The following is a 26,685-nucleotide window of genomic DNA, read 5'->3' on the forward strand; positions in this document are numbered from 1 at the left end:
CGGACTTCAGCGGAAACGGATCGCGACCGGTGCCACGGCGAGGGGTTCCGGTAGCGCGAGTGGACCGGAGCCGGGCGTCACCGTGCCCAGGACGCGCGCCCCCGTGGCGCCCGTGCAACTGGGCACGGTCGATGGCAGGCCGTGCGCGGTGAGCCAGCCGAACAGTGAGAAGGCGATCGCCTCCTTCGCGTCGGCGGGCACACCGAGTTCGTCGCTGGTCACGAGCCGCGTCCGCGGCACCCGCGCGCGCAGCATGCCCATGAGAGTGGGATTGCGCACACCGCCGCCGGAGACGATCACGGTGTCGAGTCCGTGCCTGCGGATCTCGGCCGCGACGGTCTCCGCGGTGAGCGCGGTGAGTGTGGCGACGAGGTCGGCCTGCGGCAGGTCCGCTTTGACGTACCCAGGGGTGAAGAGCTCCTTACCTGTGGACTTCGGCGGCTCCTTCGCGTAGTACGGCTCGGCGAGCAGCTCCGCCAGCAGCGCCGCGTCGACCGTACCGGCCGCGCCGAGTGCCCCGTCCTCGTCGTACGGCGGGGCGGCGGCGTCGATGAGCGCGCACGCGGGCCCGGTGTCGTAGGCGATGGCCGGCTCCCGCACGGTCAGGTTGGCGATGCCGCCCAGGTTCAGCGCCCCGGTGTGTCCCGGCAGCCCGGCCATGAGCAGCAGGTCGAGGTAGGAGACGAGCGGCGCCCCCTGCCCGCCGGCGGCCACGTCGCGCGCTCGCACGTCCGACACCACGGGCAGCCCGGTGCGCTCGGCGATCCAGGCGGGCTGGCCCAGCTGCAGGGTGCCGAGGACCCGGCCGCCCTCCACCCAGTGGAAGATCGTCTGCCCGTGGGAGCAGATCAGGTCGGCCGGCGGCCCCTCCGCCGCCGCCTCGGCGAACGCCTGGCCGATGAGCGTGTCCAGGGCGCAGACCTCGCCCAGGTCGATCCGGCTGGGCGGCAGCGCGGCCACGATGCGGGCTCTCAGGCCAGGCTCGTACGGCCGTTCGCCGGTGTGGACGAGCGCGCCGGTCAGCACGCCGCCGTCCAGCGACCAGTCCACGACCGCGCTGTCTATCCCGTCGTGGGACGTCCCCGAGATGAGCCCGAGAACCCGCATCGCACTCCTTCCAAAGGAACCCCTACCGCCCTCTTCCGCTCCCCCGCCAGGGGTAACCCCCCAAAGGGACCCCTACCGCCCTCTTCAGCCCCCGAAGGGGTATCCCTCCAAAGGGACCCCGACCACGACAGACCGCCCTCTTCCGCTCCCTCGCCAGGGGCATCCCTCCAAAGGGACACCGATCACGAGGATCACCCTCTTCCACCCCCGAAGGGGGGATCCCTCCAAAGGGACCCGGCCACGACGGGCCGCTCTCTCCCGCCCCCCCGAAGGGGGTATCCCTCCTCAAGGACCCCAGCCGCCACGGACCGCTCTCTCCCGCCCCCGAAGGGGGGATCCCTCCAAAGGGACCCCGACCACAACGGACCGCCCTCTCCCACCCCCCGAAGGGGGTATTCCTCCTCAAGGACCTCAGCCGCCACGGACCGTCACAGGGATTGAGACGGTCGCGTGACGAACCGTTGCCGCTAAAGCACCCGGAAGCCGTTGCTCGGCTTGCTGGTCCGGTTGGCCCGGTCGACGGCGACCACGTAGTAGTGATCCCCGCGCTTGCCCTCCGGATCCACCCAGCGCACCTGCCGGTCACCCGGCACCACCGCGACCAGGTTGCGAGCGTCAGCGAACGCGCCGGCCCCGGCCTTGCTGGGGAACCGGAAGATGGCGAACTGGAAGGGCTCGTGCCGGTCCGTCGCGACCGCGCGTACCTCCACCCCATCATGCTTGCGCAGCGCGTACGCCAGCACCGGCCGGTGCGGCGCCTCGCCACCCGCCAGCCTGGTCAGCACCGGGGCCAGCGCGGGCCGGGTGTAGTGGTCGGCCACGGCCGTGCTGATCGAGCCGATCCGGTCGGCCCGCAGGTCGTTGGCGTTGTACCAGATGTCGCCGCTGACCGGTGGATTGTCCCGGTTGAGGGTGAGGTGCTTGGACAGCTCGGCCGGGTCCTGCCACTGGGGCACGGTCTGGGCCGGGTCGCCCGCCTTGTACGCCGCCTGGCCGATCCAGAGCAGCGTGCCGGTGCCGTTCGCCACGTCGGACCACCACGGGACGAGCTTGGCGTAGTCGGCCGGCGGCTGCCCGATGTACCAGTAGAGCTGGGGCGCGATGTAGTCGAGCCAGCCCTTCTTCACCCAGCCTCTGGTGTCGGCGTGCAGGCTGTCGTAGGACTGGCCGCCGGCGGTGTCGGAGCCGAGCGGGTCGCTGGCCTTGTTGCGCCAGATGCCCGACGGGCTGATGCCCCACGCGATGTCCGGCTTGACCTGGCGCACTCGCTGCTGCATCTCCGAGACCATGAGGTCCACGTTGTTGCGCCGCCAGGTGGCCAGGTCGGGGAAGCCGGCGCCGTACTGGGCGAACGCGGCGCTGTCGTCGAAGGCGGTGGTGTTCGTCGGGTAGAAATAGTCGTCGAAGTGGAGGCCGTCGATGTCGTACCGGGTGACCGCGTCCATGATCGCGTCCTGGCAGAACTTACGGACCTCGGGCATGCCGGGGTTGTAGTAGAGCTTGCCGCCGAACGGCAGGATCCAGTCGGGGTGCTTGCGGCCCGGGTGGTCGGGGTGCAGCTTGGCCGGGTCGGCCTGCATCGAGACCCGGTACGGGTTGAACCAGGCGTGGAAGGCCAGCCCGCGCTTGTGCGTCTCCTCGACGATGAAGCCCAGCGGGTCGTAGCCGGGGTCCTGCCCCTGGGTGCCGGTCAGCCACTGCGACCACGGTTCGAACGGCGACGGCCAGAACGCGTCGGCGGTCGGCCTGATCTGCACGAAGACGGAGTTCAGCTTCCGCTGCACCGCCAGGTCCAGCCAGGCGAGGTATTCCGCCTTCTGCTGCTCGACGGTCAGCCCGGTCTTGGAGGGCCAGTTGATGTTGACCACTGAGGCGATCCACATGCCGCGCATCTGACGCAACGGCGGAACATAGTCGGCGGCGAAGGCGGGGAGCGGTACGACAGAGGCGGCTGCGGCGAGGGCGAGGCCCTTCAGTAACGTCCTTCTGCTGGGCATGTGGGGGATGGCCTCTCGGAAGTGGTTGTGTCGAGGGCGACGATGACAGAAAATTACCTTCAATTCAATAATCGTGAAGGAAAATGCCGACATGTCCCCTGACCTGTACCGACTAGCGATAACAGTGCTCCAGCCAGGCTACGAAGGCGCGTCCGCGCCCGACTGGTTGCTCAGGGCGCTCGGCGAAGGACTCGGCGGCCTGGTGCTGTTCGCCCGCAACGAGCCCGGCGAGCAGCTCGTCCAGCGCTTTCGCGCCGAGAACCCGGGCGCCGTCGTGGCGATCGACGAGGAAGGCGGGGCGGTCACCCGCCTGGAGGTCACCTCCGGCAGCTCCTTCCCGGGCAACCGGGCGCTCGGCGTGGTGGACGACGTGGCCCTGACCGAGCGGGTGGGCCGCCAGATCGGCCGGATGCTCGCCGACGCCGACATCACGCTCAACTACGCGCCTTCGGCCGACGTCAACGCAAACCCGGCCAACCCGGTGATCGGCGTCCGCTCGTTCGGCCCGACCGCCGACCTGGTCGCCCGCCATACCGTCGCCTACGTCAACGGGGTGCAGGGCGCCGGGGTCGCCGCCTGCGCCAAGCACTTCCCCGGTCACGGTGACACGGTCACGGACTCGCACCTGGCGCTGCCGACCGTGCACGCCTCGCGTGAGCTGCTGGCCGAGCGCGACCTGCCGCCGTTCAGGGCCGCGATCGGGGCCGGGGTGCGCTCGATCATGTCGGGCCACCTGCTCGTCCCCGCCCTCGATCCGTCGATGCCCGCGACGCTCAGCCGTACCGTCATGACCGAGCTGCTCAGGGGCGAGCTCGGTTTCGACGGGATGCTGGTCACCGACGCGATCGAGATGCGGGCGGTGGCCGCGATGTTCACCCCCGGCGAGATCGCGGTCCGCGCGCTCGGCGCGGGCGTCGACGCCATCTGCGTGGGCCTGTCGACCGAGCGGAGCCTGAACGAGATCCGCGACGCCATCGTGGCCGCCGTCCGGGCTGGCGAGCTCCCCGAGGAGCGGCTGGCCGAGGCCGCCGGCCGGGTCCTCGCCCTGTCCGGCTGGTACGACCGGCAGTCGGCCCTGCGTGAGAAGGCCCGCGCCGACGTCGACGGGGGCGTCGGCCTGGACGCCGCCAGAGCCGCGCTGACCACGACGGGCACGGCCTCGCTGACCCGGGCGCCGCTGGTCGTGGAGGTCAACACCCGCCTCAACAAGGCCGTGGACCCCTCGACGCCGACCGGCATCACGGCGGCTCTCGGCACGCTGCTGCCGGGCACCGAGCGGGTCCAGATGGAGCCCGAGGGCGAGCTGCCACCGTTCGACGATCGGCCGGTCGTCCTCGTGGTGCACGACGCCGCCCGGCATTCCTGGGTGCGGGAGACGGTGGCGCGGGCCGTACAGGTGCGGCCCGAGGTGATCGTCGTGGACACCGGCATCCCCGCGGCGCCCGCCGGCGCCGCGCACCTGGTCACGCACGGCATCTCGCGCGTCTCGGCGCAGGCGGCCGCCGAATGGCTGACCCGGTGACCGGGGCGCCGCTTGACGGGCCGGACGGGCGGGTGAACGAGCCGTCGAACCCGGTCTCCGCCGTCCGCGCGGTGTTCCCGTCGCTGACCCCGGCCGCGCAGGCGATCGCGCGCATCATTCTCGCCGACCCCGGTGTGGTGGTGCGGAGCACGATCACCGAGTTCAGCGCGGTGTCCGGGACGAGCGAGGCGACGATCGTACGCACTGCCAGGGCGCTCGGTTTCGCCGGTTACTCGCAGATGCGCTTCGCCCTGGCCGCCGCCGTGGCCAAGCAGCCGGAACGGCTGGTGCCCGGCGACCTCGGCCCCGACGACCCGCTTACCGACGTCATCGCCAAGGTGGCGCGGGCCGAGTCCGAGGCGCTGGCCGACACGGCGGCGCAGCTCGACCCCGAACCACTCGGAGAGATCGTCACGGCCATCGCCGGGGCCCGGCGGGTGGACGTGTACGGCGTGGCGGCGTCCGGGCTGGTGGCGGCCGACATGTCGCAGAAGCTGCTGCGGATCGGCCTGTCCAGCCACCCGTTCAGCGACGCCCACATGGCGCTGACCAGCGCGGCCCTGCTCCGGGACGGCGACGTGGTGGTGGCGATCAGTTGCAGCGGCGAGACGCCGGACGTGCTCGACCCGGCCCGCACTGCCGCGGAGGCGGGGGCGCTGCTGGTCGCGATCACCAACAATCCGCGGTCGTCGCTGGCCGGGCTGGCCGACTACACGCTGGTGTCGGCGGGGCGGGAGACCGCCTTCCGGCCGGGGGCGCTGGCCAGCCGGATCAGCCAGCTCCTGATCGTCGACTGCATCTTCGTCGGGCTGGCCCAGCGCACGTACGACAAGGCCGACGCCGCGATCCGCGCCACGAGGGAGGCCACGGACCGCTACCGTCGCCGCTGATCAGTCCACCGTGCTACGCGCCACACCCGCCAGGTCCGCTTCGATCCGGGCGGCCGTGGCCAGCAGTGGCGGCAGCAGGTCCCGCCTGACCTGCTGCGACGTCGTACGGCTGACGTGGGTCGAGACGTTCACCGCTGCTACCGCCCGCCCGGAACGGTTGCGGATCGGCACGGCGATGGACCGCAGCCCCTCCTCCAGCTCCTGGTCGACCATCGCCCACCCCCGAGCGCGCACCCGGTCGAGCTCCGCCCGCAGCGCCGCCGACTGGGTGATCGTCCGCGAGGTGAGCCCGCGCAGCTCGGCCGAGCCGAGATAGTCGTCGAGCCGCTCCGGGGAGAGCGCCGCCAGCAGCACCCGGCCCATGGACGTGCAGTACGCGGGGAACCGGGTGCCGATGTTGATCGTCACCCGCATGATCCGCGCGGTGGCCACCCGCGCCACGTACACGACGTCCGCGCCGTCGAGCACGGCGACCGAGGCCGACTCGTGCACCTCGGCGGCCAGCCGTTCGAGATGCGGATCGGCCACCTCGGGCAGCGACAGGCTGGACAGATAGGCGTAGCCGAGCTCCAGAACCCTGGGCGTGAGCGAGAACAGCCGCCCGTCCGAACGCACGTACCCGAGGTCGGCGAGCGTGAGCAGGAACCGCCTGGCCGCCGCCCTGCTGAGGTCCGTCGCGCGGGCGACCTCGCTCAGCGTCAGCTCGGGCGCCGTGGCGCTGAACGCGCGGATCACCGCGAGACCGCGGGCCAGCGACTGTACGTGATCAACCATGACGATCCTTGACATAGGTCATCAAAGGCGTAGCTTCCACGATACGGGGGTGTTCGTTCAGAGAATATCTGTGCGCATAGCGAACAACAGGAGACAAAAGTGTCTCGCACTCTCGTGGTCTTAGCCGCCCTTCTCCTCACAGCCGCGTGCGGCGGCCCCTCTCAGCCGGCGACGACGAACCAGGGCAAGACAAAGGTCACCGCCGGCGTGATCGCGATCGTCGACACCGCGCCGATCCACCTGGGCAAGGCCAAGGGCTTCTTCGCCGAGCAGAACATCGACCTGACGATCACTCCCGTCCAGGGCGGCGCCGCCGCGATCTCCGGCGCGGTCAGCGGGCAGTTCCAGTTCGCCTTCGCCAACACCACCTCGCTGCTGACCGCCAAGCAGCAGGGGCTCGACGTGCAGGTGGTCGCCAACGGCGTCTCGTCGACCGGTCAGCAGGGCAAGGACTTCAGCGCGGTGCTGGTGAAGAACGACAGCCCGATCAGGTCGGCCAAGGAGCTGGCGGGCAAGAAGATCTCGGTCAACCAGCTCAAGAACATCGGCGACACGACCGTACGGGCCTCGGTACGCAAGGCCGGTGGCGACCCGTCGGGCATCCAGTTCGTCGAGCTGGCCTTCCCCGACGCGCCCGCCGCGCTGCAGGCCGGCCGCGTGGACGCCATCTGGGTGGTCGAGCCCTTCGTCAGCCAGGCGCTGAGCCAGGGCGCCCGCGCCGTGGCCTGGAACTTCGCCGACGCCGCCCCCGACCTGACCGTGGCGATGTACTTCACCACCGGCAAGACCGACGCGGACCTGACCAAGCGGTTCACCGCGGCCATCCGCAAGTCGCTGGAGTACGCCGACAGCCACCCCGACGAGGTCAGGGCCGTGCTCAAGACCTACACCAAGATCTCCCCTGCGGTGATCGCGAAGATCTACCTGCCCAGGTGGCCCGCCGAGGTGAACAAGGCGTCCGTGCAGACCATCGCCGACCTCGCGCTGGCCGACGGCGTCCTCAAGGACAAGGTCGACGTCTCGGCGCTGGTGCGGTGAGGCGGCTGACGGTGAGGCGGCTGGCGGGGCGGCCGCTGTACGGGCTCGCGGGGCTCGGCGGCCTGCTGGTGCTGCTGGAGGCGGTGCCCCGGCTCGGGCTGGTGGACAAGCGGTTCCTGCCGCCCGCCTCGCACATCCTCGGCACGCTGGGCGGCCAGTTGGTCACGGCCGAGCTGTGGTTCGCGCTGGGCGAGACCGTGCTCGGCTGGGCGCTCGGCCTGGCGATCGCGTTCTGTCTGGCGGTGGCGGCCGGGGTGGTCATCGGGATCGTCCCCGGGCTGCGGGCCGCGACCCGCTCCACGGTCGAGTTCCTGCGGCCGATCCCCTCGGTGGCGCTGGTCCCGCTGGCCACGCTGCTGTACGGTCCTTCGCTCGGCTCGACGCTGCTGCTGGTGGTCTACGCCTCGTTCTGGCAGGTGCTCATCCAGGTCCTGTACGGCGTGGCGGCCGTCGACTCGGTCGCCGACGACACCGCCCGGTCCTACGGGCTGTCGTCCTGGTCGCGGGTCCGGCATCTGGTCTGGCCGACCGCGTTGCCGTACGTCATGACCGGGTTGCGGCTGGCTGCGGCGGTGGCGTTCATCCTTGCGGTCACGGCGGAGCTGGTGATCGGCAGTCCGGGGCTCGGGGCGGAGATCCAGGTCGCACAGAACAGCGGGGCGGTGCCCACGGTGTACGCGCTCATCGTGCTCGCCGGGCTGGTCGGGATCGGGGTCAACGCCGCGGTGCGGCTCCTGGAGCGCCGGGTGCTGTCGTGGCATCCCGCGGTGCGATCGGAGGCCGGCCCGTGAAGGTGGTCAGGCTTTTCGGGGTGCCGGTGCTGCTGGTGCTGGGCTGGTGGCTGGTCAGTGGTGGGTCGTTCTACCTGCCGGATCCCGTACGGGTGGCGCGGGCGTTCGGGCAGACCTGGTTCTCGGCGCGGGTGTTCGACGACGTGCTGCCCAGCATCGGGCGGCTGCTCGCCGGGTACGCGCTCGGGAGCGTGCTGGGCGTGGGGCTCGGGGTGCCGATCGGGCTGTCGCCGCGGCTGCGCGCGACGCTGGAGCCGGTGCTGGAGTTCTTCCGGGCGATCCCGCCGCCTGTGCTCGTGCCGCTGCTCATGCTGCTGGCCGGGATCGACACGCCGATGAAGGTGCTGGTCATCGTCTCGGGCTGCCTCTGGCCGATCCTGCTCAACACCGTCGAAGGCGTACGGGCGCTGGACGAGGTGCTCGCCGACACCTGCCGGATGTACGGCGTGCGCGGAGCCACCCGGCTGCGCCGGTTCGTGCTGCGCGGGGCCAGCCCGCAGATCATGGCCGGGCTGCGGCAGGCGCTGTCCATCGGGATCATCCTCATGGTCATCAGCGAGATGTTCGCCAGCTCCAGTGGGCTCGGGTTCACGATCGTGCTGTTCCAGCGGCAGTTCCAGATCGCCGAGATGTGGAGCGGCATCCTGCTGCTCGGGCTGATCGGGCTGACGCTGTCGCTGCTCTTCCGCTTCGTGGAGCGGCGGGTCCTTTCCTGGTACTACGGCGCCGGAGCCGCCCGTGCTTGAGATTGCGGAGCTGCGCAAGGTCTACGAGAGCCCTAACCGCAGCGTCGAGGCGATCCGCTCGCTGACCTTCAGCGTCGGCGCGGGCGAGCTGGTGTGCGTGGTCGGGCCCTCCGGCTGCGGCAAGACCACGCTGCTGCGGTCCGTCGCCGGGCTGCTGCCGGTCAGCGGCGGCCAGGTGCGGGTGGCCGGAGTGCCGGTCACCGGCCCGCCGCCGCGTATGGCCGTGGTCTTCCAGGAGTACGCCCGGAGCCTGTTCCCCTGGATGACTGTGCGCCAGAACGTCGAGCTGCCGCTGAAGGAGAAACGGATTCCCGCGCCGCGCCGCCTGGAGCTGGTCTCCGGGTCGCTGGAGGCGGTGGGCCTCACGGACGCCGCGGACGCGCACCCGTGGCAGCTGTCCGGCGGCATGCAGCAGCGGGTCGCGATCGCCAGGGCCGTGGCGTACGAGCCGCGGGTGCTGCTGATGGACGAGCCGTTCGCCGCCGTGGACGCGCAGACCAGGGCCGATCTGGAGGACCTGATCCTGGCGCTCTGGAGGGACCTCGGGGTGACCATCCTGTTCGTCACGCATGACATCGACGAGGCCGTCTACCTGGGACAACGCGTGATCGTGCTATCGTCGTCACCAACAGTGATCATGGAAGATCTGAAGATCGACCTGCCTGCGCAGCGCGACCAGCTCACCACGCGGTCACTGCCGCGCTTCGGCGAACTGCGCGGGCACATCTACGAGCGGATCCAACGCGCCAGGGAGGCCCGATGAGCACGGTCCGGGACGCCACGTTCGACGTGCTCAGGCGTTTCGGGCTGACCACGATCTTCGGCAACCCGGGCTCGACCGAGGTCGCGCTGCTGACCGGGCTCCCTGACGACCTGCGGTTCGTGCTCGCCCTGCACGAGGGGTCGGTGGTCGGCATGGCCACCGGGTGGGCGATCGGGCACCGGGCTCCGGCGCTGGCCGTCCTGCACACGGCGGCGGGTCTGGGCAACGCGGTCGGCGCGATCGCCACCGCGCGGGCCAACCGGGTGCCGCTGGTGATCCTGGTCGGGCAGCAGGACCGCCGCCATCTGGCGCTGGAACCGTTCCTGACCGGGCGGCTGACCGGGCTGGCCGGGGACTATCCGGTGTGGGTCGACGAACCGGCGCGGCCTCAGGACGTGCCGGGGGCTGTGGCGCGGGCCTACCACGAGGCGGTGACCTTCCGGGGGCCCGCGCTGGTGGTGGTGCCGATGGACGACTGGGCGGCGCCGTTCGAGAACGAGACGATCGCGGCGCCGACGCGCCTGCTGCGGCCTGCCGCCGTACCGGACGAGTCACTCGCACCCCTGGTCGACCTGCTGTCCGGGGCCCGCTCGCCGGCGATCGTCGCGGGCGCGGGCGTCGCGGACACGGCCGCCTCAGGCGCGCGCCCCTCCGGCGCGGACACCTTGGGCGCGGACACCTTGGGCGCGGGCACCACAGGCGCGGGTCCCACAGGCGCGTCCGGTGAGGGAACTCCCTTCGCGGACTCACGTGGACGGGGCGCCGGCTGGTCGGCGGTGGTGGCGCTCGCCGAGCGGCTGGGGTGTCCGGTCTGGCAGGAGTCGTTCGGCGCGATGGCGGGGTTTCCGCAGGACCATCCGCAGTATGCCGGGGTGCTGCCCGCCGATCGCACCCGGCTGCGCGCGGCGCTGGCCGGGCACGACGTGGTGCTCGCCGTGGGTGCCCCGGTCTTCCGCCAGTACCCGTTCGACACCGGCCCGCTGGTCGAGCCCGGCACGACGGTCGCGCTGGTCACCGATGACCCGGCCGAGGCGCACCGGAGCCCCGCCGACCTGGCCTACCTCGCCGCCCCGTCCGCCGTCTGCGAGCGCCTGGCCGCGCTCGTCCCCGCCCGACCGGCCCCGGTACGGCCCGCGCCCGCCGCGCCCGCGCCGCCCCTTGCAGGCGACGGGTCGCTGGCCACGCACGTGCAACCCCTGACAGGCGACGGGTCGCGAGCCGCGCACGTGACAGGGGACAGTTTGCGCCCCGCGTACGTGCTGCACGAGCTCGCCAGGCGGCTCCCGGTCGATGCGGTGCTCGTCGAGGAGACCCCGTCGTCGCGCCCGGACCTGCACTGGCTGGTCCCGGCCCGCAACCCGCTCGGCTTCGTGTCGGCGGCCATGGGCGGGCTGGGGTTCGGCCTGCCGGCGGCGGTCGGCCTGCGGATGTCGCTGCCCGACCGGCCGGTGGTCGCGGTGGTGGGCGACGGCTCGGCGCTGTACGGCGTACACGCGCTGTGGAGCGCGGCGCACTACCGGGTGGGCGCGCTGTTCGTGGTGCTCGCCAACGGCCGATACGCGATCATGGACCGGCTGGCCGACAAGGCAGGCGGCAAGGCGCCGTGGCCCGCGTTCACCGAGGTCAGCATGAGCGGGATGGCCCGGTCGCTGGGCTGCGAGGCCAGGCGGGTGGACACGCCGGAGGAGCTCGCCGCGGTGCTCGACGAGGTGGTGCCCACGCTCGCGGCCCGCGAGGAGCCCCTGCTGCTCGATGTGACCGTCGCGGTGGACGCGGACTTCCAGCCGTAACGAAGGTGAGTCAGGCGCGTTCGGCGGCTTCGACCACGTTCGCGAGCAGGAGGGCGCGGGTCATCGGGCCGACGCCGCCGGGGTTGGGGGTCAGGAAGCCCGCCACCTCCGCCACCTCGGCGGCCACGTCACCGGCGATCTTGCCGTCCACCCGCGAGACGCCCACGTCGAGCACGGCCGCGCCCGGCTTGATCATGGCCGGGGTGATGAGGCCGGGCACTCCGGCGGCGGCCACCACGATGTCGGCGTGGCGGACGTGCGCGGCCAGGTCGCGGGTGCCGGTGTGGCAGAGGGTCACCGTGGCGTTCTCGCTGCGCCGGGTCAGCAGCAGGCCGAGCGAGCGGCCCACCGTGATGCCGCGGCCGACCACGGCCACCTCGGCGCCCTTGATCGGCACGCCGTACTCCTGAAGGAGCAGCACGATGCCGTGCGGCGTGCACGGCAGCGGCGCGTCGACCATGTGGACCAGGCGGCCCAGGTTGACCGGGTGGAGGCCGTCGGCGTCCTTGGCCGGGTCCATGCGCTCCAGCAGCGCCATCGTGTCGAGGTGACGGGGCAGCGGGAGCTGGACGATGTAGCCGGTGCACTCCGGCGAGGCGTTGAGCTCGTCGATGGCCGCCTCGACCTCGGCCTGGGTCGCATCCTCGGGCAGGTCCACGCGGATGGAGGAGATGCCGACCTCGGCGCAGTCGCGGTGCTTGCCCGCCACGTAGATCTGGCTGCCGGGGTCGTCGCCGACCAGCACGGTGCCGAGACCGGGGGTGATGCCACGCTCTCTGAGCGCGGTCACCCGCGTCGCGAGGTCTGCCTTGATCTTTGCGGCGGTCGCCTTGCCGTCGAGTTTCACTGCGCTCATGTCTCGAATCCTTCCATGAGATCGCAGGAGGGGACGATGACATCGTTGTCATGGATCTTGGAACAGCATAAAGTGACGAAGCCGCCTATATCTCCTTTAAGGAGTCGTCTTGCCTGCTCACTTGCTGTCAGCCGAGTCGACCGACCTGTTCGTCGGCTCGGTGGAGCGGCCGTACCAGGTGCTCAAGGTCACGCTGGAGTTGAGCGGGCAGGAGACGCCGCTCGACGTCCGCGGCGCCGGGGTGTCCTGCGCGGCACCGGTGAGCGTGCCGCCGGGCGCGGGCCCGCGCACCGTCGAGGTGCCGCTGGACGTCAGCGTCCCGGCCGGGACCGTGGTGCCCTGCACCGTCACGCTCGGCGACGCGTCGCTCGACGTGGAGGTCACGGCCGAGGAGCCGGGCTGGACGATGTACATGGTGTCGCACTTCCATTACGACCCGGTCTGGTGGAACACCCAGGCCGCCTACACCAGCCCCTGGGAGCTGCTCTCGGTCGACGCGACGACCAGGCCGCTGTGGGAGCACAACGCGTTCGCGCTGGTCGAGGCGCATATCGAGCTGGCGCTGCGCGACCCCGACTACCGCTTCGTGCTGGCCGAGGTCGACTATCTCAAGCCGTTCTTCGACACCCATCCCGAGCGCCGCGCCGACCTGCGCGCGCTGCTCGCCGAGGGCCGGGTGGAGCTCCTCGGCGGAACGTACAACGAGCCGAACACCAACCTGACCGGCGCCGAGAGCACGATCCGCAACATCGTCTACGGCATCGGCTACCAGCGCGACATCCTCGGCGGCGATCCGCGTACCGCCTGGCAGCTCGACGTGTTCGGGCATGACCCGCAGTTCCCGGGCTACCTGGCGGCGGCCGGGCTGACCGGCAGCGCGTGGGCCCGGGGGCCGTTCCACCAGTGGGGGCCGATCAGCAAGAACTTCAAGGAGGCCAAGAACGACGCCTCCCTGATGCAGTTCCCGAGCGAGTTCGAGTGGATCTCGCCGTCGGGACAGGGTGTGCTGACGCACTACATGCCCGCCCACTACTCGGCGGGCTGGTGGATGGACTCCTCGCCGTCGCTGGAGGAGGCGACGCGGGCGACGTACGAGCTCTACCGGTCGCTGAAGCCGGTGGCCGCGACCAGGAACATCCTGCTGCCCGTCGGCACCGACTACACCCCGCCGAACAAGTGGGTGACCGACATCCACCGGACCTGGGCGGCCCGGTACGTCTGGCCCCGGTTCGTCTGCGGCACACCGCGGGACTTCCTCGACGCGGTGCGCGGGGAAATATCCGCGTTCAGCCCGCAGACCCGGGACATGAACCCCATCTACACCGGCAAGGACGTCTCGTACATCGACACCAAGCAGGCCCAGCGCGCGGCCGAGGTGGCGGCGCTCGACGCCGAGCGGCTGTCGGCGTTCGCGTCGCTGCTGGGGCTGGGCGGCTACCCGCACACCGCGCTGGACAAGGTGTGGCGGCAGCTCGCGTACGGCGCGCACCACGACGGGATCACCGGCTCCGAATCCGACCAGGTCTACATCGACCTGCTGACGGGCTGGCGCGAGGCGCACGACCTGGCCGCCGACGCCCGCGACCGCGCGCTGGACGCGCTGGTCGGCCAGATCTCGATCGACGGCCGCAGCGTCGTGGTGACCAACACGCTGCCGTTCGCGCGTGACGGCCTGGTGCGGGTACGGCTCGCGCCGGGCGAGCGGGTCGACTCTGTTCCGGCCATCGACGAGGACGGCACGCTGGTCTTCCTGGCCGAGGACGTGCCCTCGATGGGCTGGCGTACGTACCGGATCGTCGAGGGGGCACCCGACACCTGGCAGCCGCTGCCCGAGGCCATCTCGATCTCGAACGACCGGTGGCGCGTCGTCGCCGACCCGTCGCGGGGCGGCGGGCTGGAGTCGGTGTTCGACCGCGCGGCGGGGCGCGAGCTGCTGTCGGGGCTCGGGAACGAGCTGCGGCTGTATGAGGAATATCCGACGCACCCCGACATGGGTGAGGGGCCGTGGCATCTGCTGCCGAACGGTCACGTCACCGGCTCCGGCGAGGCCGCCGCGCTGGCCGTACAGGCCGAGCGGAGTCCCCTCGGAGAGCGCCTGACCATCACCGGCCAGGTGGGCGAGGTCTCCTACGAGCAGATCATCACGCTGTGGACGGGCTCGGACCGGGTGGAGTTCACCACCCGCGTGCTCGACTACACCGGCGCCGACCGGCTGCTGCGGGTCCGCTTCCCCGCTCAGGTGGCGGGCGCGCTACCGGTCTCCGACGTGGCGGGCGCCGTGGTGGGGCGCGGGTTCGCACAGCCGGACGTCGACGCCGCCGAGCACCCGTGGACGCTGGACAACCCGGCCAACACCTGGTTCGGGCTGTCCGCCACGGCCAGGGTGGACCTGGGCGAGGCGGGCGCGCGGGCGCTGGGGGTCGCCGAGGTGGTGGTGCCCGCTCTGGAGGATGCGCCCGGGGCACGTTCGCTGGTGGTGGCGCTGGCCCGCGCGGGCGTGACCGCCACGACCTCGTCCGCCTCCGGGTCCCGGTACGGCTGGCTGGACGTCGACTCGAACCTGCCGGACTTCCGGATCATCCTGGGCGGTCCGGACGCGAACCCGCTGGCCGCCGAGCTCCTCTCCCGCAGCGACCCGGCCTTCCTCGACGCGCTCAAGTCGGGGGCGCCGCTGGTGTGGGTGCCCGCGGAACGGCCGCTGGCCGAGGTGTGGCAGCCGAGCGCCGACCTGCGTGACGTGCGCGCGCTGCCCGCGCTCATCGTGGCCGGGCCGGTAGCGGAGGTGGTGGAGGATCTGGCGGACGCCGTGATCTCCGCCGTGTGCCCGGTCGGTGAGGAGGTGCTGGAGTCTCGGACGGTCGCGCTGCTCACGTATGGGTTGCCAGGGTTCGCGGTGGATTCGTCGGGGGCGTTGCATCTGTCGCTCATGCGGTCGTGTACCGGGTGGCCGTCGGGGGTCTGGTTGGATCCGCCTCGGCGTACCGGGCCTGATGGGGCCGGGTTCCAGGTGCAGCACTGGACGCATGAGTTCTCGTACGCGCTGGCCGGTGGGGATGGGGACTGGCGGGCGTTGCGGCTGCCGGCGGCGGGGCAGGAGTTCATCACGCCACTGCTGCCGCGGGTGGTGTCATCGGCTGCGGACGGCGGGTTGCCGCAGGTGCACTCCCTCCTGCGGGTGGAGCCCGCCCGGGACGTCCTGCTCGGCACCCTGAAGGCCACCGGCAACCCTCACGCCCACGGCCTGTCCGTCGTCGGCGGCTCTGGTGGTGTCACCATCCGGCTGGTGGAGTCGACCGGGCTCGGCTCGCGGGCCGCGATCGAGTCGCCGGTCCTGAACCTCGACGGCCTCGTCCACTCCGACCTGCTGGAACGGCCCGGCGATCCGGCGACCGCGCTCGACCTGGCCGGGGCCGAGGTCGCCACCTATCTCGCCCCCGCCCCGTCCCGGCCCGCCCACCCCGACCTGGACGCCCCCGCTGAGCGAGCCCAGCACGAACTGGGCGCCACGACCGAGCAGGCCCAGCCCGTCTACAGCCGCTACTGGCTGCACAACAAGGGACCCGCGCCCCTCGGCTACCTCCCGGTGTCGATCACCGTCACGCCTGGCCTCATCGCGGCGGCGCAGGGGGCGGTCGAGGTGGAGGTCGTGGTGTCGTCCCACCTTGTCGACGCGCCGCACGAGGGCGTGGTGGACCTCCGCGTACCGGACGGCTGGAGCGCCACCCCCGCCCAGCGCGCCTTCCGCCTCGAACCCGGCGGCCACCTCCGCTTCCCCGTCACCGTCACCCCCGCCCCCGGCCAGGGCCTGTACTTCGTCGCGGCCCGTACCAAGGTGGGCGATCAGCTGGTGGAGGACGTGGCCACCGTCGCGCTGGGCGACGTACCCGAACTGCCCGTCGAGGGCGCCGTCCCGAAGATGAGCGACGCGTTCCAGGGCACCCAGGCCACCGAGGGCCGCCCGACCGGCCTCTCCGTCACCACCCTCACGGACTCGCTCTCCCTCCGCCCGGGCGACCGCACGTCTCTCGTGGTACGGCTGGCGAACACCACCTCGGACGAGATCCACGGCGAGTCCCAGCTCGCGGCGCCGTGGGGCTCGTGGGAGCTGCTGCCCACGGTCATCCAGGGCTTCACCGTGGCACCGGGCGAGACGGTCGACGTGTCGTTCCCTGTGGAGGTGCCGTACGACATGGCGGCCGGGCACTCCTGGGCGCTGGCCAAGGTCATGTGGTACGGCCGCTGCCAGTACGCACCCGCCGTCCGCCTGGAGGTGACCCGATGAACCACACGCTCGCTGACCCGGCCGGGCACAGGCACGAGGACAACGCGCCGCCAACGGGCCACCACCATGACGGTCACACGCCGCTGGCGGGACAGCATGACCGTGACGCGTCGGTCAGCCTGGGCGGGCACCGGCTTAGTGATCCGCCGGGCGGGCCGGTGCGGGAACGGCCCCCGGCGACCGGGGCAGCTACCGCGCCTGGTGCCGGAGCGGTGATCGGATGGGTGGGCGGTCGGCCGATCTCCCGCGAGCCGCTGGAACGGCGGGTACGCGAGCTGCGCGACGGCCCGCTCAACGCGGCACTGCCTGTCCCGGGAAGCTCCGAGGACCGGCAGCTCGCCAGGTGGCTGACGCAGGTGATCCTCACCGAGGCGCTGTGCGAGGCCGAGGCCGCCGCCCGGGGGCTGACCCCCGTGGAGACCGGACAACTCGACCCAACGGCCGCCGTGGAGCTGGGGTCGATCAACGCCGCCGCCTACAACGGCAGCCCGTGGGTACGCGCGCTGTTCGAGCACGTGACGGCCACGGTCGAGGTGCCGCCGGAGTGGCGATCACCGGTGCCCGCGCAGGGTGTGGCCCGGCGCGACGTACGCCATCGGGTGTTCGCCGACCGCGCCGACGCGGCCGCCGCCACGGCCGACGACCTGGAACCGCTGGGCGCGGTGACGCTGGGCTCCCTGCCCAAGGCGATCGCCGACGCCATCCCGCGCCGGCCGTACGGGACGCTCATAGGCCCGGTAGAAGACGCCCTGGGCTGGCACGTAGCGGTGGCCCACCCGGAGCCCACCCCGCCGACCCGCTCCCCCTCGAACCCCGGTACGGTCTCGCGGAGAGACGCCGCGCGGCGCCGGATGTTCGCGCGGTGGCTCGACGAGTTGCGGGCCGCCAAGGTCGAACTCGTGCCCGGACTGGAACACCCTGGCGATCCCCGCCAGCCCGACAACCACCATAAACACTGAAAACACTGATGACTTTCGTACTTGCCATTGATATCGGGGGAACCAAGCTCGCCGCCGCGCTGGTGGACGAGGCGGGTTCCATGCTGCGTTCCGCCACCCGGCCCACGCCGCGGGCGGAGGTCATGGTCGCTCTGGCGGCCCTGGTCGAGGAGGTGACCGGGGGCGGGCCCGCGCCGGAGGCGGTCGGGATCGGGTGCGCCGGGCCGCTGGACCTGGCCGCCGGGACCGTCAGCCCGGTGAACATGCCCAGCTGGCGCGGCTTCCCGCTGCGTGACGAGGTCCGCAAGCTGACCGGGCTGCCGACCATGCTGGCGGGTGACGCCCAGTGCATGGCGCTCGGGGAGCACTGGCTGGGCGCGGGGCGCGGGAGTTCGGCGCTGCTCGGGATCGTGGTGTCCACCGGGATCGGCGGCGGGCTGGTGATCGACGGCGTCCCGCTGCTCGGCCCCAACGGAAATGCCGGACATGTCGGTCACATGTCCATCGACCCGTACGGCGAGCGCTGCGAGTGCGGCGGGCGCGGCTGCGTCGAGCGCTACTCCAGCGGCCCGAACCTCGCCCGCTGGGCCCTGGCCAACGGCTGGATCCCAGGCGTGCATGGTCCGGCCGGCGCACCGGACGGTACGGCTGATACGTCGGCCGGTGCGGCCAACACGCGGGCGCTGGCACCGGACACGGTAGCCGACACGCGGGCGCCGGCGCCGGACACGGCGGCTGATGCGCGGACGCTGGCGCGGGACGCGGCGGCCGGGGATTCCGTGGCGGTGGCGGCGTTCGAGCGGGGTGCCAGGGCGCTGGCCGGCATGATCGCCTCCACCGCGGCCGCGGTCGAACTCACCAAGGTGGTCATCGGCGGCGGCGTCTCAGCGGCGGGGCCGGTGCTGTTCGACCCGCTGGCGCGGGCACTGGACGACGTAGCCGGGCTGGCGTTCGTCAGGGCGGTGGAGGTGGAGCCGACCACCCTGGGCGTACGAGCCGCACTCGCCGGAGCCGCCAAGCTGGCCTGGGACCATTCCCGTTCAGCCGTCTGAGGCGCGGACGGCCGAGCGGGCTACTCGCGCTCGGCCGCCTGCGCCTCGCGGCGCTCGATGATGCGACGGGTGAATGGGACGACCTCCACGACGCGTACGCCGAGGTAGGCACCGATGAAGGCGAGCACGACCAGCATGACCGGGCTGGTGGCGAACCCGTTCATGGTCACGAAGGCATACAGAGCTGAGTCGAGCAGCGCCATAAGGGAAACTCCCGAGGAAAGACCGGCAAGGCCCACAGGGTAACCGGACATTACCTATGCTTGTGTGCAAAAGGGCGGCCTTGTGCCGCCCTTTTACCTTTCACACGAATCCCAGGAATCAGTGGAAGAAGTGGCGCGTCCCCGTGAAATAGAGCGCCACGCCCGCCTCCTCCGCCGCCTCGATGACGAGCTGGTCGCGTACGGACCCGCCGGGCTCCACGACGGCCTTGACGCCCGCCTCGATCAGCACCTCCAGCCCGTCGGGGAACGGGAAGAACGCGTCCGACGCCGCCACCGACCCCGCGGCCCGCTCACCGGCGCGGGCCACCGCCAGCCGGCACGAGTCGACCCGGTTGACCTGCCCCATGCCGACGCCCACGGTCGCCCCGCCGGACGCCAGCAGGATGGCGTTGGACTTGACCGAGCGGCTGGCCCGCCACGCGAACGCCAGGTCGGCCAGCATCGCCTCCGAGACCGGCTCGCCCGCCTTGAGCTGCCAGCTCTCCGGCGCGTCACCGGGCGCGTTGACCCGGTCGGTCTGCTGGACGAGCAGTCCGCCGTCGATCCGGCGGAACTCTGCGGCGTTCGCCGGACCCGTGGGGCAGATCAGCAGGCGGACGTTCTTCTTCTGCGTCAGCACGGCCAGCGCCTCGGGATCGTACGACGGCGCGACGACGACCTCGGTGAACACCTCGGCGATCTGCCCGGCCAGCTCGGCCGTGACGGCCCCGTTGACCGCGATGACGCCCCCGTACGCCGAGACCGGGTCACACGCGTGCGCCTTGCGGTGCGCGTCGGCGACATCGGACCCGACGGCGATGCCGCACGGGTTCTGGTGCTTGATGATCGCGACGCAGGGGTCGGCGAAGTCCCAGGCCGCCCGCCAGGCGGCGTCGGCGTCGAGGTAGTTGTTGTACGACATCTCCTTGCCGTGCACCTGCTCGGCGTTGGCCAGGCCGTCGAGGCCGCCGCTGTAGAGGGCGGCGGACTGGTGCGGGTTCTCCCCGTAGCGCAGGGTCGACTTGCGCTTCCAGGTGGCGCCCATGAACGAGGGCCAGTCGTCCTCGACCCGGTAGACGTTGCCGAACCAGGACGCCACGGCCACGTCGTAGGAGGCCGTCTGGGCGTAGGCGATGCCCGCCAGCCGCTTGCGTTCGGTCAGCGTGAAGCCGCCTTCGGCGAGCGCGCCCAGCACGTCGCCGTAGAAACGCGGGTCGACGACGACGGCGCAGGTGCTGTGGTTCTTGGCGGCGCCGCGGATCATCGCGGGCCCGCCGATGTCGATCTGCTCGACACACTCCTCGGCGGACGCGCCGGAGGCCACCGTCTGCTCGAACGGGTAGAGGTTGACCACCACCAGCTGGAACGGGTCGATCTCCAGCTCGTCGAGCTGGGCCACGTGGTGGGGCTTGGTCAGGTCGGCCAGCAGCCCGGCGTGCACGCGCGGATGCAACGTCTTGACCCGGCCGTCGAGGCACTCGGGGAAGCCGGTCAACTGCTCGACCTTGGTGACGGGGATGCCGTAGGACGCGATGGCGGCGGCGGTGCCGCCCGTTGACACGATCTCCACCCCCGCGCCGTCGAGAGCCCTGGCCAGCTCTTCCAGCCCGGACTTGTCGTACACCGCGATCAGCGCGCGCCGGATGGCGATGCGAGTCACTTCGTTTCCCCTTCTGGTTGGTTACCGATGCGGACGGTCCGTCCGCTGACCGTCCAGCCCTCACGGACCATCCGGCCGACGATCTCGACGAGCAGGCGGCGCTCGACGGTCTTGATGCGCTCGTGCAGCACCGCCTCGTCGTCGCCCGGCAGCACGGCCACGGCCTCCTGGGCGACGATCGGCCCGCTGTCGACACCGGAGTCGGCCAGCATGACCGTGCAGCCCGTCACCTTGACGCCGTAGGCGAGCGCGTCGCGCACCCCGTGCGCGCCCGGGAACGCGGGCAGCAGCGCGGGATGGGTGTTGAGCAGCGGGAACGCGTCGAGCGTCGGGGCGCCGAGTATCTTCATGAAGCCCGCGGACACCACCAGATCGGGCTCGTACGAGGCGATGCGGTCCGCGATCGCCACATCCCATTCCGTACGCTGCTCGTAATCACCCAGTTTTTCGACGAAAGTAGGAACGTCAGCCCGCGACGCCCTGGCCAATCCCTCGATGCCATCCCTGTCCGCGCCGACGGCCACCACGCGGGCGCCGTAAGCCGGATCGGCGGAAGCGTCCAGCAGGGCCTGTAGGTTTGTTCCAGAGCCGGAGACGAGGACGACGAGCCGCCCAGCCTTTGACACGCGCACTCCAATGGGAAACAGGGTGGGGTTGCAAGCGTATCCGCTCTTCGTCCGGCGACGCAGAGGAGGTCAGGTGTCGACACCGGTGCAGGCACCGGCGGGTCAGCAGCCCGCGGATTCCGCGGGCCGCCGCGCGATCTGGTTGTCCATCGCAGCGCTGGCCATGACGTTCATGCTGCCGTTGGCGGGGCTGGTCATGGCGGTGTTCGCGCTGATGGCGGGCATTCGCGCGCTCCCGCAGCTGAGGAGCGCGGAGAAGCCACTGGGCATGGCCGTGGGCGGCATCGTGGTCTCCTCGATCGCGCTCGCGCTGTCGGCCATGGCCACGGGGATGCAGCTCTACCTGATGGACGAATACTCCACCTACCAGGAGTGCATGAAGGGCGCGGGCACCGTCACGTCGCAGGGCGAGTGCTTCACCCAGTTCAGGGACGCGGCCCAGAAGAAGCTCCCGCCCGACGTGCTCGAACTTCTGGGCGCGGTGCAGCCCTAGTCGCGGTCCCAGGCGTACGGGTCGACGTAGATGACGTGGCCGCCCCGGTCGTCGGACTCGTCGACGATGTCCTTGCGCGGCGGCCGGTCCCGGTCGGTCAGCGTGGGCAGGGTCTGTGCCAGCGTCTCCGCGGCGGCCGAGGCGTGCTCGTCCTGCCAGTCGTCGCGGATGACCGGGATGGCCTGGGTGTCGGCCTCGGTGGCGTCCATCCAGTGACCGGGCAGCGGCCGGGCGTCGGCCTCGGCCAGGCCGACCTTGCTGGCCGCCCTGGCGATCGCGGCGCCCGCCTTACGTACGGGAACGGCGGCCTTGTCGAGCGGGGCACGGGCCTTGCGGTTCAGCAGCAGCAGGTTGGCCACACCCGCGGAGATGCCGGCGGCGACGCCCACCTCCAGGCCCACCGACAGCGCCACCTCCCAGGGCGACGGCCCGACCGTGGCCAGCCGCCCGCCGCCGATGGGGCCGCCGGACAGCGCGGCGAGCAGCGCGGCGACCAGCCCGGTGGTGATCCCGGTGAAGAACCCCCACAACGGCGCGGCCTCGTACGACGGCGACGGCGCCATCCGAGCCACCACGATGCCCGCCACGGTCCCGGCGGCGAACGGCAGCGCGATCACCGCCATCGTCCAGCCCGGCACGGGACCGCTCTCGGGCAGCGCGCCGAGCAGCGGCAGGCTCGGCACCGTGCCCAGTTGCACGCCCGTGGGCGCGACCAGGGTGCCGGCGCCGACGGCGAACCCGGGCCCGGCGATGTAGGAGGCGGCCCAGATGACGGTGTTGAGCAGGTAGAGGGCCTGGACCAGCAGGAGAAGCAGGCCGCCCACGAAGCCGGGCGAGAGCACGTTCGACAGCTCGCGCACCTGGCCGAAGTTCATGATCAGGGCCATCAGCACGAGGGCGAGCCCGGCGACGAGCAGCACCGTGATGGCGACGGCCGTGCCGACGGTCAGCGCGCGCACCCGCTCGGGCAGCAGGCGCAGCATCGCCCGCCACGGGCCGATCGTCCGCGCGGTGGCCAGCGCCCCGGCCAGGAACGCCAGCGCGAAGTGGCTGATCAGCGCCTCGCCGATGAACGGCTGCGTGATCTCGTTGCGGGCGACGAGCGCGATGAGCCCGGCCAGCAGGGCGTAGGGGGCGGCCAGCGAGACCCCGGCCTGGGCGACCAGCACGAGCTGGGCCCGGCGGCGCGCGTTGGCCTGCTCGCGCGGGCTGTTCTTGGGCAGCCGCGCGGGCAGGCGCAGCCGCAGGTCGGCGTCGCGGGCCATCCATCGCCCGGCGCGGTAGAGCAGCACGGCGGGCAGGATCGTCAGGCCGAGCGGCAACAGCCCCACCTTGCCGCCGGGGATCGCGAACCCGGCGTGGTGCGCGGCCAGCCAGACCTGCGCCGCCGTACGGAACACGCCCGGCAGCCCCGCGCCCAGCGCGCCGCGTGGCGCGGCGATCCAGCCGACCAGGGTCAGCGTGGTGAGAACGGCCAGGCCGACGCCGAGCGTGATGGCGGCGGCGAGCATCCCGGACACGGGCAGCGGCCGGCGCGTCTCGTCGTCATCACTCGAGACGCCGGGCAGCCGGCCTAGGACCGATTCGAGGAGCGCCGTCACAAGTAGTTATTTTCTCAAGGTTTCCCAACCCGCGCTTGGTTGACGCGCCGCGCACCCGCTGCCAAATTCGGGGGGATTTTGCTTTTTTACGGCAGGCCCGGCAGGCCCCACCCACCGACCATGGCCGGGCTCCGTCCAGGGATACGCTCCTCCGGTGATGCGGGGCCGGGCGCCGCTACGAGACGGCGAGACCATCCGCGTGGTCATTCGCGGGCCGTGAGGCGGATCGGACGGGCCCGGACCAGGCGGGCTTGGACAGCAAAACGCCCCGCCACGACGGGCGGGGCGATGCTGGAGCCGGAAGGTCAGCGCGACTGCATGATCTCGCGCATGAGGCGCGCGGTCTCGGACGGAGTCTTGCCGACGCGGACGCCCACCTTTTCGAGGGCCTCCTTCTTCGCCTGAGCGGTGCCGGCGGAGCCCGAGACGATGGCACCGGCGTGGCCCATCGTCTTGCCCTCCGGGGCGGTGAAGCCCGCGACGTAAGCCACCACCGGCTTGGTCACGTGCTGCTCGATGTAGGCGGCGGCCCGCTCCTCGGCGTCGCCGCCGATCTCACCGATCATCACGATCGCGTCGGTGCCCGGGTCATCCTGGAAGGCCTGGAGCGCGTCGATGTGCGTCGTGCCGATGACCGGGTCACCGCCGATGCCCACCGCGGTCGAGAAGCCGAAGTCGCGCAGCTCGTACATGAGCTGGTACGTCAGCGTGCCCGACTTGGACACCAGGCCGATGCGACCGGCCGTGGTGATGTCGGCGGGGATGATGCCGGCGTTGGAGGCGCCGGGCGAGGCGATGCCGGGGCAGTTCGGGCCGATGATGCGGGTCTTGTTGCCCTTGGCGATCGCGTACGCCCAGAACTCGGTCGAGTCGTGGACCGGCACGCCCTCGGTGATCACCACGCAGAGCGGGATCTCCGCGTCGATGGCCTCCTTGACGGCGTCCTTGGTGAACGCCGGGGGCACGAAGGCGACCGACACGTCGGCGCCCGTCTGCTCCATGGCCTCCTTCACCGTGCCGAACACCGGCAGGCCCTCATGCGTCGTGCCCGCCTTGCGGGCGTTGACGCCACCGACCACGCGGGCGCCGGAGGCCAGCATGCGGCGGGTGTGCTTGGTGCCCTCACCGCCGGTCATGCCCTGAACGATGATCTTGCTGTTCTCGGTCAGCCAGATAGCCATGTGTCACGCACCTACCGCAGCGAGCTCGGCGACCCGCTTGGCCGCGTCGTCCATCGTGTCGACCAGCTCGACCCGCGGGAGTGCGGCGTCGGCCAGGATCTGCCGCCCGAGCAGGGCGTTGTTACCGTCAAGCCGGACCACCAGCGGGTGGGTCACCGCTTCGCCGCGGCTCTCCAGCAGCTTGAAGGCCGAGATGATGCCGTTGGCCACCGCGTCACAGGAGGTGATGCCGCCGAAGACGTTCACGAAGATCGACTTCACGCTCGGGTCGGAGAGGATGATCTCCAGGCCCGCGGCCATGACCTCGGCCGAGGCGCCGCCGCCGATGTCGAGGAAGTTGGCGGGCGACGGCTTGCCGGGGAACGCCTCGCCGGCGTAGGCGACCACGTCGAGCGTCGACATGACCAGGCCCGCGCCGTTGCCGATGATGCCCACGTCACCGTCGAGCTTGACGTAGTTGAGGTCCTTCTCCTTGGCCTTGGCCTCAAGGGGGTCCTCGGCGGCCTTGTCGGCGTACGCCTCGTGCTCCGGCTGGCGGAAGGCGGCGTTGTCGTCGAGGGTGACCTTGCCGTCGAGCGCCTTCACCTGGCCGTCCGCCGACAGGATCATCGGGTTGACCTCGACCAGCGTGGCGTCCTCGTCGACGAAGGCGCACCAGAGCTTCTCGATGAGCTCGGCGGCGCCGTCGAGCGCCACCTCGGGCAGCCCGCCCGCGACCGCGATCTCGCGCGCCCTGGCACGGTCGATGCCGTCCAGCGCGGAGACCGGTACCTTGGCCACCTTCTCGGGCGCGGTGTGCGCGACCTCTTCGATGTCCATGCCGCCGGCGGCGGAGCAGATCGCGAGGAATGTACGGTTCGCGCGGTCGAGCAGGAAGGAGAAGTAGTACTCCTCCGCGATCGCGCTGGCCTCCTCCACGAGCACCTTGTGGACCGTGTGGCCCTTGATGTCCATGCCCAGAATGGCGGTGGCCTTCTCAACGGCGTCGGCGGCGTCATCGGCCACCTTCACGCCACCGGCCTTGCCACGGCCACCGGTCTTCACCTGGGCCTTGACAACGACGCGGCCGGTCAGCTGCTCCGCTGCCGCCCGCGCCTCCTCCACGGTGTGGGCGACGATGCCGCGTGGCACCGGAATGCCGTAGTCAGCGAAGAGCTCCTTCGCCTGATGTTCGAACAGGTCCACGAGGGTCCGTCCTTGCTTATCCGACTCTTGTCCGACTGAATGTTCGACGGCCCGGGCCACCCCGTGCGTGCGTGCCGGGCGTTTCCGCCAGTGAAGCCTAGCCCCAAGCTTGACCCGACCAGGTCATCGGGTCTCAGTTATCCCGTTATGTGACAGTGATCTCACTTCAGCACGATATTTCGGGACATCTGAAGAAGGGCACCCACATCTATGAGGCGATGGATCGCCGGCGCGGTGGCAGTTTCCGCGCTGGCCGTGGCCGGCCCCGCGTTCGCGCAGGCCAAACCGGCGGACCCGGTGGCGGCGCTGAAGAAGCAGTTCGTCGCGGGGCAGGGAGTCAAGCTCACCGAGCACACCAGCATCACGGTCGGCCGTGAGTCCTACACCCGAGCCGACAGACAGGGCGTGATCGGCTTCGATGCCAAGGGCATCGCGGGCGCCGAGAACACCCGCACTCCGATCCTCACCAAGAAGGAGCGGGCGCGGCTGGAGAAGATGGCCGCGAAGGACCCCTCCATCTCGGACTCCGTCGACCTGCTCACCGAGCGGATCTATCTGGTCAGTGCCGGCAAGCGCCTGTACGTCAACGGCGGTCTTTACGGCACCCTCATGCCGGAGAACAAGACCTGGATCGGCATGAACGGCAGCCCGTCCTCAGCCGCTTACGGCGACCAGCTCATCAATGTCTTCGAACCGGCGACGCTCAAATACCTGCTGTCGAAGACCAAGACCGTGAGTGGCGCCCAGTATCGCGGTTCGGTCACTTTCGCCGAGCTGTACAAGCTGTCGCCTACGTTCCGCGAGCAGATCGCTACGAAGCCGACCGGTAAGCCCGCCAAAACCGTCATCTCCTGGCGGCTCACACTCGACGCGCAGAAACTGGTCAAGCGACTGGCCATCTCGTGGTCCATGAAGGTCACCAAGAAGGTCACCCTCAGCGCTTCGACCGAAAGCCGATACACCGAGTGGGGCACCGCGGTGAACGTGACCGCGCCACCCGCCGACCAGGTCGTGGACTTCAAGGAGCTGATGAAGAAGGCTCCAGAACCGCCGGCCGCCATCGACCGGAACTACGTCAGCGTTCCGCCCGACGACGAGGGCAACACCGAATAGTCAGAGATTTCCACAGAAGGGCCCGGACCGCGTCCGGGTCCTTCTGCACGAAAAATCCACATCTTTTCCCCTCTGCA

Annotated in this window: 22 protein-coding genes; 12 read left to right on the top strand and 10 right to left on the bottom strand. The window is 71.2% G+C overall.

Annotation, left to right across the window (positions count from 1 at the left end):
- Positions 1-6 precede the first annotated feature (6 nt).
- Together KME78_RS23520 and KME78_RS23525 are read right to left on the bottom strand one after the other, a co-directional pair.
- Positions 7-1,107 (bottom strand): anhydro-N-acetylmuramic acid kinase, encoded by a 1,101-nt coding sequence (locus KME78_RS23520; protein ID WP_219531309.1) that lies wholly within the window; start codon positions 1,105-1,107, stop codon positions 7-9.
- A gap of 467 nt (positions 1,108-1,574) precedes the next feature.
- A complete protein-coding gene (locus KME78_RS23525; protein WP_219531310.1) occupies positions 1,575-3,104 on the bottom strand; it encodes a glycoside hydrolase family 10-like protein in 1,530 nt (509 codons plus the stop codon).
- 91 nt (positions 3,105-3,195) lie between these two features.
- On the opposite strand from KME78_RS23525, the gene KME78_RS23530 reads away from it, so the two are divergent.
- Positions 3,196-4,626, top strand: coding sequence for a glycoside hydrolase family 3 protein (locus tag KME78_RS23530; protein WP_219531311.1), 1,431 nt, complete (start codon positions 3,196-3,198; stop codon positions 4,624-4,626).
- Positions 4,611-5,516, top strand: a complete 906-nt coding sequence (locus tag KME78_RS23535) for a MurR/RpiR family transcriptional regulator (RefSeq protein WP_246651734.1) — start codon at positions 4,611-4,613, stop codon at positions 5,514-5,516. The genes KME78_RS23530 and KME78_RS23535 overlap by 16 nt, the downstream gene beginning before the upstream one ends.
- Here the strand turns inward: KME78_RS23535 and KME78_RS23540 are convergent, their stop codons facing one another.
- Positions 5,517-6,290: an IclR family transcriptional regulator domain-containing protein gene (locus tag KME78_RS23540; protein ID WP_246651735.1), complete on the bottom strand. Its 774-nt coding sequence runs from the start codon at positions 6,288-6,290 to the stop codon at positions 5,517-5,519. It lies immediately after the preceding gene.
- Positions 6,291-6,389: 99 nt separating this feature from the next.
- Here KME78_RS23540 and KME78_RS23545 point away from each other — a divergent pair, with 99 nt between their 5' ends.
- Genes KME78_RS23545 through KME78_RS23565 form a run of 5 tightly spaced genes read left to right on the top strand, consistent with a single transcriptional unit; the run spans position 6,390 to position 11,418 of the window.
- The gene (locus tag KME78_RS23545; protein ID WP_219531313.1) at positions 6,390-7,328 is read left to right on the top strand and encodes an ABC transporter substrate-binding protein; all 939 of its coding nucleotides are present in this window, start codon (positions 6,390-6,392) and stop codon (positions 7,326-7,328) included.
- Between the two features lie 11 nt (positions 7,329-7,339).
- Positions 7,340-8,119: an ABC transporter permease gene (locus tag KME78_RS23550; protein ID WP_308127101.1), complete on the top strand. Its 780-nt coding sequence runs from the start codon at positions 7,340-7,342 to the stop codon at positions 8,117-8,119.
- A complete protein-coding gene (locus tag KME78_RS23555; protein ID WP_308127102.1) occupies positions 8,116-8,865 on the top strand; it encodes an ABC transporter permease in 750 nt (249 codons plus the stop codon). The genes KME78_RS23550 and KME78_RS23555 overlap by 4 nt, the downstream gene beginning before the upstream one ends.
- Entirely contained in the window at positions 8,858-9,628 is a 771-nt protein-coding gene (locus tag KME78_RS23560) for an ABC transporter ATP-binding protein (RefSeq protein ID WP_219531315.1), read from the top strand. The genes KME78_RS23555 and KME78_RS23560 overlap by 8 nt, the downstream gene beginning before the upstream one ends.
- On the top strand, positions 9,625-11,418 hold the full coding sequence (locus KME78_RS23565; protein ID WP_219531316.1) for a thiamine pyrophosphate-dependent enzyme: 1,794 nt from the start codon (positions 9,625-9,627) through the stop codon (positions 11,416-11,418). The genes KME78_RS23560 and KME78_RS23565 overlap by 4 nt, the downstream gene beginning before the upstream one ends.
- A 10-nt stretch (positions 11,419-11,428) precedes the next feature.
- Here the strand turns inward: KME78_RS23565 and KME78_RS23570 are convergent, their stop codons facing one another.
- Positions 11,429-12,274 (bottom strand): bifunctional methylenetetrahydrofolate dehydrogenase/methenyltetrahydrofolate cyclohydrolase, encoded by an 846-nt coding sequence (locus KME78_RS23570; protein WP_219531317.1) that lies wholly within the window; start codon positions 12,272-12,274, stop codon positions 11,429-11,431.
- A gap of 109 nt (positions 12,275-12,383) precedes the next feature.
- Here KME78_RS23570 and KME78_RS23575 point away from each other — a divergent pair, with 109 nt between their 5' ends.
- Genes KME78_RS23575 through KME78_RS23585 form a run of 3 tightly spaced genes read left to right on the top strand, consistent with a single transcriptional unit; the run spans position 12,384 to position 18,546 of the window.
- Positions 12,384-16,556, top strand: a complete 4,173-nt coding sequence (locus KME78_RS23575) for a glycoside hydrolase family 38 N-terminal domain-containing protein (protein WP_219531318.1) — start codon at positions 12,384-12,386, stop codon at positions 16,554-16,556.
- A complete protein-coding gene (locus tag KME78_RS23580) occupies positions 16,553-17,515 on the top strand; it encodes a DUF7158 domain-containing protein (RefSeq protein WP_246651736.1) in 963 nt (320 codons plus the stop codon). The genes KME78_RS23575 and KME78_RS23580 overlap by 4 nt, the downstream gene beginning before the upstream one ends.
- An 8-nt stretch (positions 17,516-17,523) precedes the next feature.
- On the top strand, positions 17,524-18,546 hold the full coding sequence (locus KME78_RS23585; RefSeq protein WP_219531319.1) for an ROK family protein: 1,023 nt from the start codon (positions 17,524-17,526) through the stop codon (positions 18,544-18,546).
- Positions 18,547-18,566: 20 nt separating this feature from the next.
- Here KME78_RS23585 and KME78_RS23590 read toward each other — a convergent pair whose 3' ends face one another.
- The 3 genes from KME78_RS23590 to purN form a co-directional block, all read right to left on the bottom strand.
- Positions 18,567-18,749: a hypothetical protein gene (locus tag KME78_RS23590; protein WP_219531681.1), complete on the bottom strand. Its 183-nt coding sequence runs from the start codon at positions 18,747-18,749 to the stop codon at positions 18,567-18,569.
- A gap of 118 nt (positions 18,750-18,867) precedes the next feature.
- Positions 18,868-20,409: a bifunctional phosphoribosylaminoimidazolecarboxamide formyltransferase/IMP cyclohydrolase gene (gene purH / locus KME78_RS23595; protein ID WP_219531320.1), complete on the bottom strand. Its 1,542-nt coding sequence runs from the start codon at positions 20,407-20,409 to the stop codon at positions 18,868-18,870.
- Positions 20,406-21,035, bottom strand: a complete 630-nt coding sequence (purN, locus tag KME78_RS23600) for a phosphoribosylglycinamide formyltransferase (RefSeq protein WP_219531321.1) — start codon at positions 21,033-21,035, stop codon at positions 20,406-20,408. The genes purH and purN overlap by 4 nt, the downstream gene beginning before the upstream one ends.
- Positions 21,036-21,108: 73 nt before the next feature.
- Here purN and KME78_RS23605 point away from each other — a divergent pair, with 73 nt between their 5' ends.
- Complete coding sequence (locus KME78_RS23605) at positions 21,109-21,528, top strand: DUF4190 domain-containing protein (RefSeq protein WP_308127103.1); 420 nt, start codon at positions 21,109-21,111, stop codon at positions 21,526-21,528.
- Here the strand turns inward: KME78_RS23605 and KME78_RS23610 are convergent.
- The 3 genes from KME78_RS23610 to sucC all read right to left on the bottom strand — a co-directional run bounded on the left by KME78_RS23610 (position 21,525) and on the right by sucC (position 25,495).
- Positions 21,525-23,129 carry a cell division protein PerM gene (locus tag KME78_RS23610; RefSeq protein WP_219531322.1) on the bottom strand — a complete coding sequence of 535 codons (1,605 nt, stop codon included), beginning with the start codon at positions 23,127-23,129 and terminating at the stop codon, positions 21,525-21,527. The genes KME78_RS23605 and KME78_RS23610 overlap by 4 nt on opposite strands.
- A 305-nt stretch (positions 23,130-23,434) precedes the next feature.
- Positions 23,435-24,310, bottom strand: a complete 876-nt coding sequence (sucD, locus tag KME78_RS23615; RefSeq protein WP_219531323.1) for a succinate--CoA ligase subunit alpha — start codon at positions 24,308-24,310, stop codon at positions 23,435-23,437.
- Positions 24,311-24,313: 3 nt separating this feature from the next.
- Positions 24,314-25,495, bottom strand: a complete 1,182-nt coding sequence (sucC, locus tag KME78_RS23620) for an ADP-forming succinate--CoA ligase subunit beta (RefSeq protein ID WP_219531324.1) — start codon at positions 25,493-25,495, stop codon at positions 24,314-24,316.
- Between the two features lie 210 nt (positions 25,496-25,705).
- Between sucC and KME78_RS23625 the strand changes: the two genes are divergently transcribed.
- Positions 25,706-26,608, top strand: a complete 903-nt coding sequence (locus KME78_RS23625) for a hypothetical protein (protein WP_219531325.1) — start codon at positions 25,706-25,708, stop codon at positions 26,606-26,608.
- Positions 26,609-26,685 lie beyond the last annotated feature (77 nt).

Origin of the sequence: Nonomuraea guangzhouensis (assembly GCF_019396345.1) — a bacterium.
GTDB lineage: Bacteria > Actinomycetota > Actinomycetes > Streptosporangiales > Streptosporangiaceae > Nonomuraea > Nonomuraea guangzhouensis.